Source organism: Rhizobium sophoriradicis (assembly GCF_003939025.1).
GTDB classification, from domain to species: Bacteria; Pseudomonadota; Alphaproteobacteria; order Rhizobiales; family Rhizobiaceae; genus Rhizobium; species Rhizobium sophoriradicis.
Window position 1 is genome coordinate 348915 of sequence record NZ_RQIH01000003.1, and the last position, 16924, is coordinate 365838.

Here is a 16924-nt window from a genome sequence, read left to right on the forward strand (position 1 = left end):
TTTCGCCGCCTTCCAACTGCTGCCGAACTCACGCGGCCCGTATGTAACGGCCGTCCCGCTGCTGCTCCGCTCCGCGCAGGCGGAAATTTGCAAGCAACGTCTTCAACTGGGTGCTTTCGTCGGCGAGCGTGCGGCTTGCCGCCGTCGTCTCCTCGACCATCGCCGCGTTCTGCTGCGTCATCTGGTCCATGTGGTTGACGGAGCTGTTGATCTCGTTGAGTCCGGTCGACTGTTCGCGCGCTGCCGTCGCGATCGAGGCGACGTGATCGTTGACCTGATTGACCAATGCCTCGATTTCCAGGAGCGCATCGCCCGTCGAGCGCACCAGCGCCACCCCGCCCTCGACTTCCGTCGCCGACCGGCGGATCAGTTCCTTGATCTCCTTGGCGGCGTTGGCCGAGCGCTGCGCAAGCTCGCGCACTTCCTGGGCAACGACGGCAAAGCCGCGGCCCGCCTCGCCGGCCCGCGCCGCTTCGACGCCGGCATTGAGCGCCAGAAGGTTGGTCTGGAAGGCGATCTCGTCGATGACCGAGATGATCTGGTTGATCCGGCTTGAGGATTCCTCGATCCGGCCCATCGCCGTCACCGCATTGCGGACGATCTCACCGGAGCGTCCGGCACTCGCCTTGGTCTCGGCCACCATCTCACGCGCCTCGTTCGCCCGCTCCGATGCCGTCTTGACCGTCGCGGTGATCTCGTCGAGGGCTGCGGCCGTCTCTTCAAGTGCCGCCGCCTGCTGCTCCGTCCGTTTCGACAGGTTGCCGGTCGCTTCACTGATATCGGAGGCGCTGTCGTTGACGACGCGGCTCGATTCGGCAATCGCCTGGATGACGCCATTCAGCGCATCGACGGCCGTGTTGAAATCATTCCTGAGCTTGGCGTAATCCTCGCCGATATCGCCGATCGCAACCGTCAGATCGCCGCCCGCAAGCTTCTCCAGGCCGACGCCGAGCGCCTGCATGGCGCGGCTCTGCCGCTCGGAAGCCGAGCGCAGGCTCGCCTCGTTGCCGCGGCGTTCGTCCTCGATCTGCCGCTGCCTTTCGTCTTCACGCCCACGCAGCGCGCTGCGCTCATCGACGGAGTCGCGCAGCACCAATAGCACCTTGGCCATCTGACCCACTTCGTCGCGGCACTCGCTGCCGGCAATCTCCACCGATGCTTCTTCGGCGGCGATCGCATTCATCGCCGTCTTTAGCCGGGCGATCGGCGCCGTCACGCTGCGCACGATGGCGAAGGCGATCGCGATCGTCGCCAGCGCGCCGATCAGGCAAACCACGGCGGCCCACATCGCATTCTGGCGATAGAGCGCCGCAAGGTCGTCGCCATAGACGCCGGTGCCGACGATCCAGCCCCAGGGCTCGAAACCGGCGACGTAGGAGTATTTCAGCACCGGCTCATCGGCGCCCGGCTTCGGCCAGTAGTAATCGACGAAGCCCTTGCCGTCCTTCTTCACCTTGTTGACGAACTCGACGAACAGGAACTTGCCGTTCGGATCCTTCATCTGGGATGATATCGGTGCCGTTGAGCGCCGGCTTGATCGGGTGCATCACCATCTTGGGATGCATGTCGTTGATCCAGAAATAGCCGTCTGCGCCGTAGCGCATCGCGCCGATCACATCCTTCGCCGCCGTCTGCGCCTGCTCGCGGGTCATGGTGCCCGCCTGCTCCAACTTGTAATATTTGTCGAAGATGCCGAGCGCTGTCGCATCCAGCTGCGCCAGCCCTGCCTTTCGCTCCTCTTCCAGCTCGGAATAGGAATAGTTCAGAAAAAAGACCATCGTCGCTGCGAGCACGACAAGCGTGAAGGCGACGAGGCAATAAAGACGAGTGGAAATCTTGACGTTGCGCATGAGGTTCCCGGCGATTCTTATGAGAGATCTGTCTCATTCTGCACCACCGGAATTACTGGAGCGTAAAGCTTATTTAGGGTTGACTTAAACAGCGCCTGGTGAGGTGTTGGTTGTAAAATTCAACCGTTGAATGAGGTTGGGATTTAGGTCGGCATCACCCGTTATTTTCCACAAATAGTGTTATCCAGAGTGTGACCTCGAACTTTTCTGTCGAGTCTGGGAAAACCGCTGACACGGCTCGCGATCATGCACTAGGGTGATCTCGATGAATCGCCGGCCCCATGACCAACATCAGATGGAGAACCCTTGATGACCGATGCCGCCAAGCCGAGAGGCGAACTGACGCTGCGCACGCTCGCCATGCCCGGCGATGCCAATCCCGCCGGCGATATTTTCGGCGGCTGGGTCATGGCGCAGATGGACCTTGCCTCCGGCATCCGCGCCGCCGAGCGCGCCAAGGGCCGCGTCGTCACCGCCGCCGTCAAGGAGATGGCCTTCGAACTGCCGGTCAAGATCGGCGACACGCTGTCGGTTTATACCGATATCGACCGCGTCGGGCGCACCTCGATCACGCTGATTGTCGAAGCCTGGGCGCACCGTTCGCGTTACGCCAAGATGGAAAAGGTCACCGCCGGCACCTTCATCATGGTGGCGCTCGACGAAGAGGGCAAACCAAAACAAGTCCCCGAGGAGTGACAGACCAGGATCGAGGGCATGGAAACGGTCAGCTCGCCGGAGGGGCAGCGGCTTGCTCCACAACTGCGTCTCAAGCCCCGCCATCTCTCCAGCCTCATCCTGAGGCGCCCTGCAGGGGCCTCGAAGGACGGGGTGGCCACCGCTTCGCCAAATGCCAAGGCTGGCGTGGCCCCAAGCCACCCGCCCCCGTGGTTTGAGACGGCCCTTCTGGCCTCCTCACCATGAGGGCTGTTCGGTGTGCCGTGCCGTCCCGCCTCTCCTCACAGTGCCCGTCACTCGGAAGAGGAAGAAAATCGCCGCCCTTCACACCTTCAAAAACTGCGATCCCTTATCAAAGCTCAATCCGGGAAAAATCTTCCCCGTCAGATCTTCCGGACCCACATCGAACTGCCGGTAGAGCATCGCCGCCGCCACTTCTCGCACGTCGGCCGTCGGCATCAGGTCGCGGTCATCGAGCAGCTGGCCATCACCGAGCCCGGGCCACTTGCCGAGGATACGGCCGCCGTTGATGGCGCCGCCTGATAGCAGGGCGCAGCTGCCGGTGCCGTGGTCGGTGCCATCAGAGCCGTTCTGGCGGACGGTGCGGCCGAATTCGGTCATCGCCAGCACCACCGTCTTCGTCCAGATCTCCGGCCCGAGCGTCGCCTTCAGCGTATTGATCGCCTGCGCCAGATCCCGGGCCGGCCGCTTGAACTGGCCAGCCTGGCCGATATGCGTGTCCCAGCCGGTGATGGAAAAGCTGGCGATGCGGTAATCGCCTTTCAGCATGTTGGCGGCGAGTGCCGCCACATCGGCGGTCTTTTCGCCGCGCTGGCCGTCCGGCTCGGTCATCATCGAGGCGCTATCGGCCCGCGTCGCCTCGGCAAGTGCCGCGGCAAACGGCGGATCGCCGGCATAGAGCCGCGCCAGGAACTGCATCTCGTCACGCGCCGGCGCCAGATTGGAATCCGACGCCCAGACATCGACCTCGTTCGGCCCGGAGAGGATCAGTTCCGTCGAGGTGTTGACGTCGATCGCCTTGCGGGAATCCGAGCGCGGAATGACGGCAAGCGCCCGGTTCAGCCAGCCGGTCCCTTCCTCGGCGACATGCTCGCCGCCCGATTCCAGCATGTCCTGCCCGTCGAAATGGCTGCGCTGGTCACGATAGGGGGTGGAGACGGCGTGCACGAAGGCAAGCTCCCGGCTCTTCCACAGCGGCATCAGATCGGCGGCGGCCGGGTTAAGCCCGAAATGCCCGTCGAGATCGAGAAGCCCGGTCTCGGGCGTCAGCGCCAGCGTCGGCCGCAGCGCCGCAAAGCCGGCATCGGCATAGGGCTGCACCAGATCCAGCCCGTCCATCGCGCCGCGCAGCACGATGGTGACGAAGCGCTTATCACCCGGCATCGCCGCGAAGGTGACCGGTGTGAAGACGGGAGCGGCGGCAAGACAGCAGGCAGACGTCAGAAAGCCGCGGCGGGAAAGCGAGATCCTGTTCATCGACAGCGTCATGGGCGGGGCTCCTGAGCAGGGTCCGGAAAAGTGTACAGCGGTTTTCCGGTCAGAACCTGCGACAAAACAAATGAGCTGAGCAGACGAAGCGTTGGCTTGCCAACGAAAGTCTGCTTAGCGGCGGTTGAATTCGGGCGATGCCAGCACCAGGGTAAGCCCGCTGATCTTGTTCGGCGCCTGCGACACCACGCGGATCGTCTCGTCGCGCGCCGCATCGGCAAGCGTCGACTTCAGGAATTCGCGCGGATCCTCGTCGCGGCCGAACTGCGCTGCGGCCCGCCTTGCCCAGGCCAGCCGCTCGGCGAGCTGGCTGCCGGTGATCCAGGCGGAAAAGCCTTCCTCGAAACCGGCCGGGCTCGGCGGCAGCCAGGTCGGCTGGCCCATGCGCTTCAGCGCCCCCTGCCCCAGCGCCCGCGCCGTCCGGAAGGCCTTGAGACGCTTGTCCCTCGCCTTGCCGGCGGGGTCCGTCGGCACCGGCGATCCGGCCATGCCGGGTGTATTCGCCGCCATGTCGCCGTCATCGGTGCCCTGCTGATTGGCGGCAAGGAAGCTGCCGACGACGCCGTTGACCGGCCCGGCATTCAGCGCCCTGAGGCCGGCAACGACATAATCGAAGGGCTGGCGCGCCTTGGCGCCTTCATTCTGCCAGGCAGCGGGATGGTCGAGCATGGCGGTGTAGACGGCGGTGAGATCGCCATCCGTCTTCTTCCAGGCCGCGGCCATATCGGAGACCATGCCCTCGTCGGGCTGATCGGAAACGAAGTGAACCGCGAGCTTCCGGCTGATATGCGCCGCCGTCTTCGGATGAACGGCGAGGTCATCGAGCATGTCGAGATAGTCGTCGCGCGAGCGTTTGCGCCCGCCATAGCTGACGCCGAGCACCTCATGCGTGCCGGGCTCGGAAATATTCGGCCGGAAGGCGATGTCCATCTCCTTGCGATCGATGGTGAGTCCCGTCAGCACCTTGGCCGCAGCGGTGACGTCCGCCTGGGTATAACCGCTGCCGGCGCCGAGTGTGTGCAGTTCCAGAAGTTCGCGGCCGAGATTTTCGTTCAGCCCCTTGTTGCGCTTCATGCCGCCGGCCGAATCCGGCCCGAGCGAATCCGCCTGATCGAGATAGATCAGCATGGCGGGATGCGCCGTGGCGCTGCGCAGGAGATCACCGAACCTGCCGGATATGAACGGCCGGATCGCCTCTGCCTCGTAGAGCGGCACGATAAGGCGCATCGACAGGTTCTTGTTGGCGCTGGTGGAGAAATGATCGGTCCAGAAGGTCGAAAGCCGCTCGAAGAAGCCGTAGGGCGACAGCACCGCCTGCATCAGCCGCAGGTTCGCGTCGTGCTGGAATTGCTGCTGCGCTTGACGCTGCACGCCCTTGCGCATTTCGCGCCGCGCCGGATCGTCTTCCGTCGTCTTCGCCTCCTGGCGGATCTGCTTCAACTGCTCCTGCAGGCTGAGGATTGCGCGGTAACGCATGTCCGGGCCGCCAAGCGGAAAATCCGGCGTTGCCGCCGCCCCTATGACAAGCTGGCCGATCAGCTCATCCTTGTTTTGCGGCGGCGCCTCGCCCGGCCGGAATCCATAACCGAACCGGATCGCTGCCATTGTCGGGAAAGAGAGGCTCATGGCCGATCAACTCCTGATCACTACGTAGTGACACGCTGACAGCCGAATGCGACGCCAATCTGTAGGAAATGTGGCGTTATCAAGACATGGACGATTTGTAATCTATTGAAAAGGCTAGGGGTTTACGCCCGGAAAATGAAGGATGCTCCGATTGCGATGAGCGCGAAGCCGATCGCATGGTTCCAGGTCAGGTCCTCGCCGAGCCAGAAGATCGAGAAGCCGGCAAAGACCAGCAGCGTGATCACCTCCTGCATCGTCTTTAGCTGCGCCGTCGTATAGACCGCCGAGCCGATCCGGTTGGCCGGCACCGCCAGGCAATATTCGAAAAAGGCGATGCCCCAACTGACGATAATGGCAAGGAAGATGGCCGTGCCCTTGTGCTTGAGATGCCCATACCAGGCAAAGGTCATGAAGATGTTGGAGGCAAACAGCATGACGACAGGCCAGAGGGCGGCGGGAGAAAATAGCATGGAGAAACTCGGGGGCTGTGGAGGAAACGGTCGATCCGGTAGCGAAAGCTCGATACCGGCGGGTCTTACCTAGCATGCTGCCATCCGACGGCAAGCCCACAAGGTCATGACCAATCGTCTCACGCCGCCAGCGATTCAAATCGAGAGAGCCCATGCGCCTCGCCTTCCGCCGTTGCTGCCGGAACGCCCGCGCCAGCCGGGTTGTAAGGAACTCGAAGGACACAGCGGCAGCCAGCAAGGAAGGACGGCGACATCGCCGCCGGCCCTCCATAGCCGCAGGCAGCGCTAGATTTGCATCGCGCGATGCGGTTCGTCGGCCTCCTCCGTGCCGAAGCGCACATCTTTCTTCTCGTAGCCGAAGCCGGCAAGTGCTGCGACGACGAGCGCCACGATCGCTGCGACGATCAGCAGCGCATAGGCATAGTCGCCGTCCCAGCGGACAGCTAACCCCGCCTGCAGCGTCGCATTGCCTGACGCCAGCAGGTTGCCGAGCTGGTAGGCAAGACCCGGGAATGTGCCGCGCACCTCGTCCGGCGACAGCTCGTTCAGATGCACCGGCACGATGCCCCAGGCGCCCTGCACGAAAAACTGCATCAGGAAGGCGCCTATGGCGAGCAGCACCGGCCCCGGCGCATAGGCCCAGAGCGGCGCGACCGGCACGGCGATCAGCGCAGCGATGACGATGGCGCGTCTGCGTCCGATCCGCTGCGACAGCGCCCCGAAGAACAGCCCGCCGCAGATCGCCCCGATATTGTAGACGATGGCGATGGCGCCGACCGTATAGCTCGAATAGCTGCGCTGGGTTTCCAGGAAGGTCGGGTAGATATCCTGGGTGCCGTGGCTGAAGAAGTTGAATGCCGTCATCAGCAGCACTGCCCAAATGAACAGCGGAATATTTTGGCGCAAGGCCGTGAGGAATGGCCGGCTTCCCTCGGCCTGCCGCTTCAGGAAGGCTGGGCTCTCCTCGACATTGCGCCTGATGTAGAGCACCAGCAGCGCCGGAGCCGCGCCGACGAAGAACATGCCGCGCCAGCCGATGACCGGAAAAAGCAGGAAGAACACGATCGAGGCGAGGAGATAGCCGGTGGGGTAGCCGGCCTGCAGAATGCCCGAAACGATGCCGCGGCTCTCCTCCGGCACCGTCTCCATAACAAGCGAGGCGCCAACGCCCCATTCGCCGCCCATGGCTATACCATAGAGCGCCCTCAACACGAGGAACATGGTGAGGCCGGTAGAGAAACCGGTCAGGAATTCGAAGATCGAATAGAGCAATACATCGGCCATCAGGGTGATGCGCCGGCCGTATCGGTCGGCCGCCAGTCCGAAGATCAGCGCGCCGAGCGCCCGCATGGCGAGCGTCAGGAAGATCGCCACCGAGACGGCGGGGACGTCGGTATGGAATTCCTCGGCGATATATTTGAGAACGAAGACGAGAATGAAGAAATCGAAGGCGTCGAGCGTCCAGCCGAGATAGCTGGCGATAACGGTGTTGCGCTGCTGCGGCGTCAGCCGGCGCAGGCTTTCCAAAGCGGACATCTAATATTCCTCCGTCCGAAAGCGGCGGCGAGGCGGGCAATTCCGGATGCCGTCGGAAGGGGTGCCCGAACCGGGCGGGTGGATGTCAGGGGCTGCGATTGCGCGAGGTGTGCTCGGTCGCAGGCGAGACAGCGGGGATAATGTCAGCGGTCGTGGCCTAGTTCCATCACGTTTCGCGTGATTGGGGCGCGTTGCGGAGACGCAGCGTCGGGCGCTCTATTCCGCCGTGCGGAGCTCCGACACCTATGTCACCGACGCCTACGGGACCGCCCAACCTCTCTTCCCTCATTCCTGTGCTCGTCACAGGAATCCACGGCGCGTCTGCGCCGTGAATAAGGAAGGAGTCTTTTGCGCCCAAGGACATGGGCGCACTGGATTCCTGTCACGAGCACAGGAATGATGGAGAGTGGAGTGGGCGATCCGTCGAATCGACAAGAAAGCGGATGCGGCGCAATGGCTGGTCGTCACAACCAACCTACCCGCCGCCCGCCACCCTGCCCCGGCATGCCCACGCCACCGACGCAAACGACCGCGGCCCATCCGGCTCGCCGGCTTCATATGCGGCTCTCATGGCAACGCCGAGCGCCTTTCGCTTCGCTGACTCGAGCCCCCAGACATACTTGCCGAGCGGCCCCTCGCCTGCGGCGATCGGCCCCCAATAGTCCTCAAAGGAGCCGTATTCCATCCGGATCAGCAGCGACCTCTCCTCGACGTCGACAAGGCCTTGACTGAGAAAACTCTGCTTCATCTCCCCCGGCCGCATCATCGGCTGGAAGCAGTATTTGCGACGCAGCGGCAGCGCGTCCTCGTCGAGCATGACAGCCGTGTCCCACATCATCCGCATGACCGGCATGCCGCCGTAATGGTCCCAGACGGCGGCGGCGACCACACCACCCGGGCGGACGACACGGGCCATTTCCGAAACAGCCTTGCCCGCCTCCGGCACGAAATGCAGCACGAGCAGCGACATCGCCCTGTCGAAGCGGTTATCCTCGAACGGCAACGCGCAGGCATCGGCTTGCCGAATGGCGATGCGCGGATCGGTATTGCGCCGCATTGCCGCCTCGACGAAAACCGGCGAATAATCAATGGCGACGATTTCTTGCAGGCTTGGCTTTTCGGCCAGCGTAAATGTCAGGCTGCCGGTGCCGCAACCGACGTCGAGCACACGATCCCCATCCGCCAAGCCGGCGAAATCGATCAGCATCGGCGCCAGCCTCTTACTCCAGCGCCCCATCAGCCGCTCATAACCATCCGCACTTTCGACATTGAAACTCGATGGCATCGAAGCCTCCCTCTTCAAGGACGATGGTCGATCGCCGCAGAGCTGAGCGATCCGTCGCCTTGGGCGAGGCGGATCCGGCTCTCCGTCGTCCCCGGTTCGGGCTGGGGACGACGGAGAGTGTATCAGGCGGATGCCTTGCCGAGAACGCTCCAGTCGAAGCCGCGCGCCCAATCGGCATAGCTGTGCCAGCCGACATCGGGAAAATCCCGGCGCAGGGCGGCGATATCGGCGTCGTAGCCGGTGCGATCGAACCATTCGAACATCAGCGCCGCGTCCTCGCTCTGCTGCCGCATCGCGGCGATCGGCAGTTCCTGATAGCGTATCGGCCGGTCGAGCGCCTCGGACAGGATCTCCGCCTGCTGCTCGCCAGACAATTCGTCGCCGGCAATATCGAAACGCTTGCCGAACACCTGTTCGCGTCGCTCGGCCAAGGCCGCGACGAACACCCCGATATCCTTTATGGTGATCTGTTGCAGCACGCGTGCGGGCGGCAGCGCTGCCGCATAGACGCCCTGTCGGAGCCCATCAATCGCCCAAGGTTCCACACTATTTTCCATGAAGGCGACGGGTGCGCTGATCGTATAGGGGATGCCGAGGCCTGCGATGTGCTTTTCGACGAGATACTTGCTGTCGAAATGTGGAATGCCGGTTTTCTTGTCGGCGTCGCCAACGGAGGAATAGATCAGGTGACCGACGCCGGCTGCCTTCGCCGCATTGGCGACGGTGATGCCCTGGCGCGTTTCCGCTTCCGTCCCGGCCTCGTAGCTGTTGCCCATCAGGAACATCGTGTCGACGCCGCTTGCAGCCTTCGCCACAGATGCGCCGTCATCCAGGTCGCCGGCAACGACCTCGACCCCTGCCGCGGCCAACCGCTTTGCGCCGTCGCCGTCCGGCTTACGCGAGAGCGCCTTGACTCGGTGTCCCCGCGCGAGAAGCGCGTGCACGACCGCGCCGCCCTGCTGGCCGGTGGCGCCCGTCACCAGAACGCTTCGTGTGTTGCTCATCTGTCTGCTCCTTGTTGTGAACGATGGAGCAAAACTAAGGCCTGGCGGATTGAGCCATAATAGCCTATAGTTGGGAAACATCGTACCATCTCATGATACAATGCTGGATCTCAACGACATTATGATTTTCGCCCGCGTTATCGAGGCCGGCAGCTTCACCGCCGCGGCGCGCCTGCTTGGCATGCCGAAAACGACGGTGAGCCGCCGCATCGCCGCCCTCGAGCGCGAACTCGGCGTGCGCCTGCTGCATCGCACGACCCGCAGCCTCCACCCGACGGATGCCGGCCGCCTCTATTACGAGCAAAGCAGCCAGGCGCTCCGCACAATCGAAGGCGCCAACCTGCGTCTCGCGGAAGCAAGGACGGAGCCCGCCGGCACGATCCGCATATCGGCGCCGGTCGGCTTCGGCGGCCACTTCCTGCAGGATGCGATCTTCGATCTTCTGGCGACCTACCCCAAGTCGAGGGTCGAGTTGCGCCTGACCGACGACAGGCTGAACCTCGTCGAAAATGGCATAGACCTCGCCTTCCGCACCGGCATCCTGGAGGATTCCACGCTGATCGCCCGCAAGCTCGGCTCTACCCACCGCTTGCTCTGCGCGAGCCCCGACTATCTCGCCCGCTGCGGCGCGCCCGATCGCCCGGCAGATCTCGTCCGCCACGACTGCGTCATCGCCGGCCAATCCACCCATGCGCAATGGCTGCTCGAAAGCCCGCACGGACAGGAAACGGTCACGGTCTCGGGACGCTTCGCCGCCAATGAAATGCAGGCGGTCATGGCCACAGCGATCGCCGGCTATGGCATCGCCCGACTGCCCCATGGGGTCGCCAATGGCTTCATCAGGGATGGGCGGCTGTGCCGCGTCCTGGACGGTTACACGACTCCGGCCGGCGGCCTCTATGTCGTCTATCCCAGCAGCCGGCACCTGCCGCCTCTGGTCAAGACCTTTATCGAACTTGCCGCCAGACGGTTGAACGCGGGAATCGGCAGCAGCGACGACTTCGCCATTATATAGCGGCAGCCCCGTCACACTTCCTTCAGCACCACCTTGCCGTCGAGGCTTTCGATCAAGGTGGCGCTGGCATCATTGAGGCCCGCGACTTCCACGGCGAGTGCATGCTTCATCCGGCTCACATGATGGCATTGCCTCCATTGAAGTCCCTGCGTAAAGCCTGCGCCCGCGCGAGCGCGCCGGCAATCCTTTCATCGGTAAAGGGCTTGGGTATCACATCAAGCGCACCTTCGATGCCGTGTCCGACGCTTTCCGGGCTGCCGGTCACGAAGATGACGTCGACGCCGAAGCGATCGATCAGCCGGCGGGCGAGTTGGGCGCCGCTGAGGCCGTCGGAGAGGCTGAGATCGACGAGTGCAATGTCGCTCTTTGGAGCATAGGCGAGAGCCTGCTCGATTGTCGACACCGGCCCGACCGTCTCATGCCCGGCATCCTGAGCGATCCGCTCGAGCTCCAGGGCGATAAATCCCTCGTCCTCAACGATCATGACTTTCATGGATCATCCTCCTCCCGCGGCAAGCTGCCGGTGAGCACAACCCCCGCCATCGGATCAACGCAACTCCCGCTCGAAAGTTTCCTATACAGCCCGGCCTGTCTTTGAAAAAGGTAACCAATTCACCAAGATCATCGGCCGCTACCGCTCGATGCTGCCGTTGCGACGGATTTTCCGCTGCAAAAGCAGGATGCCGTAGAGCAGCGCTTCGGCCGTGGGCGGACAGCCGGGCACGTAAATATCGACCGGCACGATCCGGTCGCAGCCGCGCACCACTGAATAGGAATAGTGGTAATAGCCTCCGCCGTTGGCGCAGGAGCCCATGGAAATGACGTATCGCGGCTCCGGCATCTGGTCGTAAACCTTGCGAAGCGCCGGCGCCATCTTGTTGCACAGGGTGCCCGCCACGATCATCAGGTCAGATTGCCTCGGACTGCCCCGCGGAGCGACGCCGAAACGCTCTATGTCGTAACGGGGCATGGACATCTGCATCATCTCGATGGCGCAGCAGGCAAGGCCAAAGGTCATCCACATCAGCGATCCGGTGCGCGCCCAGGTGATGAGTTCGTCGGTGCTGGTGACCAGGAAGCCTTTGTCGGCGAGCTCGGCATTAATTGTCCCCATCATCGGGTCGCCCTGCCGCTGTTCGCCGGGAAACTGGAAATTCGCCGGTGCTGAGTGAGGCTGCGTCAATGGCGCCATCGTCTTCTCCCGTGAGCCGGCCTCAAACTGGCTGAAGACGCCAAAGTTCCGACGCCGACGGGCCGTGTACGATACCGCACGCGCACCTGGCGATTTCCAATGTGGAACCCCTTGCCCCCTCACGGATCCTTATCGAGAAACCAGCCGAGGGCGGGATCGGTCCGGCATCGGGACAGCGGCAATTGCCGCACGGAACGAATGCGGGTAATGCCCCCCTCGCCATCCGTGTCGACGTCCATGCAGGCGCAGGCATAGCCATGGACGGCATGGGTGTAGACATATTCGCCGGTCGTCAGATCTGGAATATGATTCATTCCCTCGGCCTTGTAGCCGCTGCCGTTCTCCATGATGATCCAGCCGCCGTTTGCGTCGTTAAGCGACCACGTCGCTGTTGCCGGATTGTCCAGCCAGCCGCAGCGCTTTTCCGCCTGTGCTGCGGCGGGCACGAGAAGCATCATCATAACAAGCGCATGCAATCTGGTCATCGGCCCCTCCGCGTCGCCACTATGCATGGGCTGCGGCCGGCAAGGCAACCGCTTGCCGGCCGTTCTCGGGGAGGAGGTCCACCAGCGGCCCCGGCGGATTTCGCTCAAGGCTTCTCGTTTGCGCTCTCGGCCCGGAACGCCGCTTCGCCGGCGTCGGAGACCTCGACCCATGTCTTGTCGGGCGCCGCATTCGGAACGTAGCTGTCGTGCCAGTTCCACCATTTGTAGGTCGGCGTCTGCGGATAGCCCTCAGGCGAGTCCTCCCAGACCTCCTGCCGGCCGAGCGGCGTGATGTCGAGATAGTTCCAGGTACCGCCCATCTGTTCGTCGCCGCGATTGTTGACGAAATAGGTGCGGAAGATGCGTTCGCCGTCGCGGTAGAACACATTGGTGCCGTGCCATTCGTCGACGCCGAAATCCTTGTCGAAGCTGTCGGTGATGGTCACCCACGGCATGCTCCAGCCCATCCGCGCCTTCAGCCGCGCGATCTCGGCCTGCGGCGCGCGCGAGGCAAAGACCAGCGTCGTGTCGCGGGCGTTGAGATGGGCGATATGGGCGACCTGATCGGCCACCATCGAACAGCCGCGGCAGGCGTCGTCAGGCCAGCCGAAGACGCCGGGCTCGTAGAAGGCGCGGTAGACGATCAACTGATGCCGGCCCTCGAACAGATCGAGCAGACTCACCCTGCCCTCAGGTGCTTCGAAGACATATGTCTTCTCCACCGCCATCCACGGCATGCGCCGCCGCTCGGCGGCAAGCGCGTCGCGGGCGCGGGTTTGCGCCTTCTCCTTCACCAGCAGCTGCTTGCGCGCCGCCTCCCAGGCTTCGGGCGATACTACCGCGGGTTTCTGCATGGGCTGTCCGCCCTTTCCATTCTCGGCTGTTGCAGTCATCGCATTAATCTCCTCGTTCGGGCGAATTGCCGCGCCTCATCATCGATCCGCGGTTCTGTGCGCATTGATCGGACATAGTTTCGCATCGGAAATCGAACAGCGGGAGTAACAAGTGTGACCGAATTTCCACCGCCGCCGTTGCAGCAACGGCGGGGGAGAAGTTCGGGCAATCATCGCTCGGGACAAGGAGGTGCTCCCGAGCCAAATGGATGAATTGCCAAAAGCCACCAACTGAAGGAAGCTTGATGCCGGCTATTGTGGACGGACTACGCGAGATGATGACAGAATCCACTTCCAGGGAGCCAGTCAGGCACGGCAGCGCCAGGATCTGCCGCGGCTGCTGGGACCAGATGCACATGCCGATCCCCATCGGCGGCCCGCTCGCCTTGCCCTTCCGCGCCTTGGGCATCACTCGCAGCAAGATGAACCCCGATATCTGCACGATCTGCGAACGATCCTTCCAATATGTCAAAAAGCAGCGCCAGATCACCGTCGACGCCACCATCCTGTTTGCCGATATCCGAGGATATACGGATTTGTCGGAGCGCATCGAGGCGGTACAGCTGAGCGAGATCGTCAGCCTGTTCCAGGATCGCTGCGCCCAGGCGATCTGGGCACATGACGGCATCGTCAACAAGCAGATGGGCGACGGCCTGATGGCAATCTTCAATTTTCCCATTGTGAGGAAGGATCACGCCGGCGCCGCGATCCTGGCCGCCCAGGAGATCCAGCGAAACTGCACCGCGGCGCTGAATGGCTTGGCGCTCGAAGCCCTGCCCGGCCGCACCCTCGGCGTCGGCGTCGGCATCCATTCCGGCGAGGTGCAGATCGGCGAATTCTCCAGCTTCCGCAGCGATTTCACCGCCATCGGCGGCGTCGTCAATCAAGCCGCGAGGTTGGAATCCCAGGCCGCCGCCGGCGAGATCCTGATCTCGGCGGAAACGGCCGCGAAGGCCCCCGACCTCGCGGCAGGCGCCGAAACCCGCATGCTGGCCCTGAAGGGCATCGAGCAGCCGGTGCAGGCACGTGTACTTGTCAAGCACTGAGCGACGGCGATTGCGGCCTGCTCAAAGCATCATCCCGCCGCCAACATGGCAGCCGCAGTTTCTCACGCTGTGATTGCGAAACATATTCGATTACCAGCCGGTTAATCCTCCGGAAACAAACATCGCTTATCTCTAAGCCGTTTTAACAGCTGGGGTTTCTCATGGGCAGTTTTTCTCTGTTTCACTGGTTGATCATCGTGGTCCCGCTGAGTGTGGGGCTGTTCCTCGCCTTCAGAAAGCCGGCGGCCGGGCCGAACCGCTTCGGTGACCTGCCGCAGGCGATGGGTTTCGGCCAGGCGATCAGCAGCTTTTTCAGGAAATATGTGGATTTCACCGGCAGAGCGAGCCGATCGGAATTCTGGTTTTCGACGCTCTTCGTCGTTCTCGTCGACATCGCTTTGTACCTTATCGAGCCAACCGGAGCATTGGCGGGAATTTGGTCGCTGGCGGTGTTCCTCCCGTCAATCGCCATGGCCACCCGCCGACTTCACGACATCAACCGCAGCGGCTGGTTCCAGTTGGTTGCGCTGTTGGTTCCCATCGGAACGATTGTCGTCATCGCCTGGTATTGCAGAGCGCCGGCTGTGGCGGATTCCAGGGCGCACGCATTCTGAGGGGACCGTGGCGACCTTCGGCGGTTCTGGTTGCGCGGAACCCGATCGTCTGCACGAGGCAATGACGCTGTGGGAGGGAGGACGGTTCGCGGGTTTAGAGCTTGGCTTTGCTGTGCCGGCGCTGCTTGGCATCATTGCAGCAATGACGGGTGCAGCCGTGCCGCATGGCTGCATCCGCGGTCGCTTCTAATATCCAGGCATAGCCTAGCCGTAAAACAGCGCTTATCGCGATTAAACCTCGTCTCTTTCGTCATGTCTTCATGCCGGTCAACTCAGGAAACGAGTAGTAACGCAGCCGCTTGTCTTTGCAGCGATTGTCATTCGCCGTCGCGCCCAGGATCTGGCTGTCCGTGTAGGAGACACCGAGATAGGCCCAGTCTCCCCAGCTGCGCTTTGGCACCACGCGCACACAGTAAGCATAGATCTTCTTCTCGGGATCAAGCAGCACCACGCTTGAAATCCGGGCCCAAACCACTTCTCCCGCTTCGTGTCGATAACTTCTCTTGAACACGATGTTGATGAAGTTCTGCCGGACTTCGTTCGAGGGAGGCCGCTGGGAATCTGCAACGGATTGCGACACAGGGGCGTTGCAGCCGGCCAGCATCAGCAGGGCAGCGCAAGCAAGGACTTTTATTCTCATTCAGGTGGATCTCCAAGAATCGCAGTAAAATAACCGCTGCGCATTCCTACAAACACAGCGGGAACAATATTTGCAATGCACGAAAATAAACATTATTTATTCTGAGCAGGTGACAGCATAACCGCGAGATGTGCGCCGCTCGGCTTATACCGGAGGATTTGAACCGGAACTTGCGGTCCCATCCTCATCATCGACGATTGGTACCCCGGCCTCCAGCGCCGCAAGGATAAAAGCTTGCCGCACCGTTTCGGCCGGCATGCGGCCCGCTAGCCAGGCGCGGCAGAAATCGATCGCTCTCTGCTGATGCACGCCGCCATTGACCGGCCAGTCGGAGACCAGCGCATAAAGCGCGTCCTGCGGTGAGCGGAGAACCAGCCGTTCGCCGGTATCAAGATCGATCGAAATCGGTTTCTTCCAGAAGGCGGAATGGTCGTTAATGGCATTAGCACCTGCAGCTGAGTGGACAGCGAACTAACTGCGGAAGGCCGATCACGGTTCCACTGCAGGTCAGGTGGTATCAGTCTGCAGAAGGTGTGCCGGCGGGATGGTTGCAAGGAGCACGGTTGCTAAGGCGCCGAAGCCTAAGGCCGGTCTTCGAAGGACAATGCGAGGGCGCCGGCATGACGGCGCCACCCTGCGCGCGCCTTGCCATCAACCTGGCAGCTTGCAGCCTTTGCTCATGCCGGCGGATTGCATGGCTGAAACCTTGCCTTTCGATGCAGCAATTTCGCCTTCCTTGTCTCCTCCGGCAACGCTGCCGATCGGGACGCCGACGAGAAAGACGCCGAAAGCATCGCCGTTCGCCGCGCTGATCTGCTGCTTCGACAAGTCGTCCAGCTTGCCCCGCTCCTTCTTGAGTTCGGCAGCAAGAGCTTCGCAGCTGAGGTTCGTATAAGCCGCCATTGGAATATCGACCTGCACGATGGCGTCAGGACGTTTGGCGCAGCCGGCAAGTGTCGCCGTCGCCACGAATGCGATAATGATCTTTTTCATGAATGGTCCCCTATTCCCGCAGCAGCTGTAACATCACCGCTCGCAATGCGGGAGGTGGCCTACTCTTCAACCACAGACTTTTTAATCACCC

At 62.4% G+C, this 16924-nt stretch carries 18 protein-coding genes and 1 pseudogene; 5 read left to right on the plus strand and 14 right to left on the minus strand.

All coding sequences use genetic code 11. The annotated features are described in order from the left end of the window. Nucleotides 1-28: 28 nt before the first annotated feature. Nucleotides 29-1850: pseudogene (locus EFR00_RS06350) on the minus strand (methyl-accepting chemotaxis protein). Between the two features lie 309 nt (nucleotides 1851-2159). Between EFR00_RS06350 and EFR00_RS06355 the strand changes: the two are divergent. Next, nucleotides 2160-2546 (plus strand): acyl-CoA thioesterase, encoded by a 387-nt coding sequence (locus EFR00_RS06355; protein WP_038689585.1) that lies wholly within the window; start codon nucleotides 2160-2162, stop codon nucleotides 2544-2546. A gap of 303 nt (nucleotides 2547-2849) precedes the next feature. Here the strand turns inward: EFR00_RS06355 and EFR00_RS06360 are convergent, their stop codons facing one another. From EFR00_RS06360 to EFR00_RS06385, 6 genes are all read right to left on the minus strand, one after another. Beyond that, nucleotides 2850-4034, minus strand: coding sequence for a DUF1501 domain-containing protein (locus tag EFR00_RS06360; RefSeq protein WP_077989365.1), 1185 nt, complete (start codon nucleotides 4032-4034; stop codon nucleotides 2850-2852). A gap of 114 nt (nucleotides 4035-4148) precedes the next feature. Beyond that, a complete protein-coding gene (locus EFR00_RS06365; RefSeq protein ID WP_077989366.1) occupies nucleotides 4149-5660 on the minus strand; it encodes a DUF1800 domain-containing protein in 1512 nt (503 codons plus the stop codon). Between the two features lie 122 nt (nucleotides 5661-5782). After that, entirely contained in the window at nucleotides 5783-6130 is a 348-nt protein-coding gene (locus tag EFR00_RS06370) for a DMT family protein (RefSeq protein WP_009994093.1), read from the minus strand. 285 nt (nucleotides 6131-6415) lie between these two features. Next, nucleotides 6416-7666, minus strand: a complete 1251-nt coding sequence (locus EFR00_RS06375) for an MFS transporter (protein WP_077989367.1) — start codon at nucleotides 7664-7666, stop codon at nucleotides 6416-6418. 475 nt (nucleotides 7667-8141) lie between these two features. Next, a complete protein-coding gene (locus tag EFR00_RS06380; RefSeq protein WP_009996741.1) occupies nucleotides 8142-8951 on the minus strand; it encodes a class I SAM-dependent methyltransferase in 810 nt (269 codons plus the stop codon). A 122-nt stretch (nucleotides 8952-9073) separates the two neighbouring features. Then, nucleotides 9074-9955, minus strand: a complete 882-nt coding sequence (locus EFR00_RS06385) for an NmrA/HSCARG family protein (protein WP_009996739.1) — start codon at nucleotides 9953-9955, stop codon at nucleotides 9074-9076. A 100-nt stretch (nucleotides 9956-10055) separates the two neighbouring features. Between EFR00_RS06385 and EFR00_RS06390 the strand changes: the two genes are divergently transcribed. Continuing rightward, complete coding sequence (locus tag EFR00_RS06390) at nucleotides 10056-10970, plus strand: LysR family transcriptional regulator (protein ID WP_009996738.1); 915 nt, start codon at nucleotides 10056-10058, stop codon at nucleotides 10968-10970. A 115-nt stretch (nucleotides 10971-11085) separates the two neighbouring features. Here EFR00_RS06390 and EFR00_RS06395 read toward each other — a convergent pair whose 3' ends face one another. The 4 genes from EFR00_RS06395 to EFR00_RS06410 all read right to left on the minus strand — a co-directional run bounded on the left by EFR00_RS06395 (nucleotide 11086) and on the right by EFR00_RS06410 (nucleotide 13540). Beyond that, nucleotides 11086-11463, minus strand: a complete 378-nt coding sequence (locus EFR00_RS06395) for a response regulator (protein WP_009996734.1) — start codon at nucleotides 11461-11463, stop codon at nucleotides 11086-11088. Nucleotides 11464-11601: 138 nt separating this feature from the next. Then, on the minus strand, nucleotides 11602-12162 hold the full coding sequence (locus tag EFR00_RS06400) for a NuoB/complex I 20 kDa subunit family protein (RefSeq protein WP_009996731.1): 561 nt from the start codon (nucleotides 12160-12162) through the stop codon (nucleotides 11602-11604). A gap of 119 nt (nucleotides 12163-12281) precedes the next feature. Then, nucleotides 12282-12647 (minus strand): DUF4087 domain-containing protein, encoded by a 366-nt coding sequence (locus EFR00_RS06405; protein ID WP_077989368.1) that lies wholly within the window; start codon nucleotides 12645-12647, stop codon nucleotides 12282-12284. A 104-nt stretch (nucleotides 12648-12751) separates the two neighbouring features. Next, nucleotides 12752-13540, minus strand: coding sequence for a DUF899 domain-containing protein (locus EFR00_RS06410; RefSeq protein ID WP_077989369.1), 789 nt, complete (start codon nucleotides 13538-13540; stop codon nucleotides 12752-12754). Between the two features lie 278 nt (nucleotides 13541-13818). On the opposite strand from EFR00_RS06410, the gene EFR00_RS06415 reads away from it, so the two are divergent. The 3 genes from EFR00_RS06415 to EFR00_RS06425 all read left to right on the plus strand — a co-directional run bounded on the left by EFR00_RS06415 (nucleotide 13819) and on the right by EFR00_RS06425 (nucleotide 15390). Then, a complete protein-coding gene (locus EFR00_RS06415) occupies nucleotides 13819-14586 on the plus strand; it encodes an adenylate/guanylate cyclase domain-containing protein (protein WP_077989432.1) in 768 nt (255 codons plus the stop codon). A 161-nt stretch (nucleotides 14587-14747) separates the two neighbouring features. Further along, nucleotides 14748-15200, plus strand: coding sequence for a DUF805 domain-containing protein (locus EFR00_RS06420; protein WP_077989370.1), 453 nt, complete (start codon nucleotides 14748-14750; stop codon nucleotides 15198-15200). Nucleotides 15201-15207: 7 nt separating this feature from the next. Beyond that, nucleotides 15208-15390 carry a hypothetical protein gene (locus EFR00_RS06425; RefSeq protein ID WP_086156245.1) on the plus strand — a complete coding sequence of 61 codons (183 nt, stop codon included), beginning with the start codon at nucleotides 15208-15210 and terminating at the stop codon, nucleotides 15388-15390. 60 nt (nucleotides 15391-15450) lie between these two features. Here EFR00_RS06425 and EFR00_RS06430 read toward each other — a convergent pair whose 3' ends face one another. From EFR00_RS06430 to EFR00_RS06440, 3 genes are all read right to left on the minus strand, one after another. Beyond that, nucleotides 15451-15840: a hypothetical protein gene (locus EFR00_RS06430; protein WP_077989371.1), complete on the minus strand. Its 390-nt coding sequence runs from the start codon at nucleotides 15838-15840 to the stop codon at nucleotides 15451-15453. 144 nt (nucleotides 15841-15984) lie between these two features. Next, nucleotides 15985-16278 carry a DUF982 domain-containing protein gene (locus tag EFR00_RS06435; protein ID WP_342588541.1) on the minus strand — a complete coding sequence of 98 codons (294 nt, stop codon included), beginning with the start codon at nucleotides 16276-16278 and terminating at the stop codon, nucleotides 15985-15987. 213 nt (nucleotides 16279-16491) lie between these two features. After that, entirely contained in the window at nucleotides 16492-16833 is a 342-nt protein-coding gene (locus EFR00_RS06440; RefSeq protein WP_077989373.1) for a lipoprotein, read from the minus strand. Nucleotides 16834-16924: the final 91 nt, after the last annotated feature.